The organism is Ruegeria sp. YTSC002 (genome assembly GCF_059609845.1).
Map to the genome: position 1 here is coordinate 1 of NZ_JBXWML010000034.1, position 1,662 is coordinate 1,662.

Here is a 1,662-nt window from a genome sequence, read left to right on the forward strand (position 1 = left end):
CCCAAGTGGCGTGTCGTTTGAGGTGAAGATCGCCTGTATCCGAGCGCTAGACAAGGATTTTCTGCCGCAAGCGGCACCTGCGGTCGCGCAGACTGCTGGATCTGGACGGATCAGACCGCGAAGCCGCTGTTTCCTTGCCCAGGGGCGGCGTTTTTCAGCGCAGCGGACAGATCTGTCCAGCCGCTTTCGTTCAGTTTGAGCGTGGATCGCGATCATGCGCATAGCGGTGGCGCTCGCAATCGGCGGATAGCGGCGAGGATGGCGCGTACCATCGTGCCGGTGACAGCGACCTCGGCCAGCTGGAAGGTGATGGTGCGGGCGTGACGGACCACACGTGCCCCGATCTTGATCAGCTTCAGTTGCAGGCTGGTCAACGACCAGTCGGCCATGGCCTCGGGCAGCTCGATGCAGCGCAAGAAGGTGGCCAGGTTGTACGCCAGGGCGTGCAGTTGCAGCCGCACCTCATTGTCGCGGAACTTCCGGCACGACAGCCGCGTCCAGCGAAAGGCGTATTTGCCCTCTTTGATGTGCTGCTCGGCGGTGCCGCGCTGGTTGTAGAACCGCACCACCCAGTCCGGCTCCATCGGCAGGTTGGTGACGATGAAGCCGACACGCGGGAACAGTTCGCCCGGATGCCATTCGATCTTGGCGATCACCCGGCGTTCCTTGTCCCAGGACGCCGCCTGATACTCGAATTCCTCGAAGAACCGCTTGACCTTGGTCAGTGACGGCCGCCCGACAGGGCGCGTTAGCCGATGCGCGATCTTGTCCTTGAGGACCGCGTTTGCGGGCAGCCGGATGGCGTAGAAGAACCGCGCTTCTTCCAATCGCTCATAGATCGCCGGGATCGCGTAGGCAGCATCGGCCCGGAAGAACCTGCCACCAAGGTCGCGCTCCGCGTAGCGCGCAATGACGGGGTCGAGAACATCACGCCAGCCATCGGCGCTGTGGACGTTGCCATGGCGCAGGGCGCAGCGTTCCAGCATCCCGAACTGGTTGAACAGAAAGTTGGGGTGATAGCAGCTACAGTCGAAATGGCCATTCCAGGCGGACCCTTCCTGGTCGCCATGGGTCGGGCTGACCGAGCTGTCCATGTCCAGAACGATGTACTTCAGCCCGTTACGGTCATGGAACCGGTCGATCCATTGCCCGTTCAGGTCGGCCAGCGCGGCACGGTTCCCGGCCAGAGCCAGCGTCTCGGTCTCGAACCGTCCCATCTGCGATGCCGAGGCCGCTTGTGCATCGACCGCTCTGCCGCCGACAACTTGGCGCATGACCGGATCGCAGGCGAGACGGTTGGCGTCGTTGACATCCTCGTATCCGGCCAGCCGCCCAAAGACTGATTGCCGGAACAGGCCGTCGAGCCGATGGACCGTGTTCTTGCCAGAGCGAGTATCGCGCAGCGCCGCTGACGCCAAATCGGACAACCCGAGCGCGTCATCAAGCTCGCGCATCACCAGAAGGCCGCCGTCGGAACTGAGCTGCGTGCCGCGAAATTCCAGCCGCACGCGAGGGTCGAAATCCACCCGATCTGCCCGTTGCAAGCCCGCACCCTCTGGGTGATCCATGAAACGCGCCCCTCGCAGCCTTCAACACCATGTTTTATATAGGAAATATAATGGTCAGGACAGCGAAATCAGCGCCTTACTTGGGAAATGTGGG

Annotated in this window: 1 protein-coding gene; it reads right to left on the minus strand. The window is 62.4% G+C overall.

All coding sequences use genetic code 11. The features are described from left to right. Positions 1-212 precede the first annotated feature (212 nt). Positions 213-1,568, minus strand: coding sequence for an IS1380-like element IS1247 family transposase (locus AC2FFD_RS22220; protein ID WP_006473457.1), 1,356 nt, complete (start codon positions 1,566-1,568; stop codon positions 213-215). Positions 1,569-1,662: the final 94 nt, after the last annotated feature.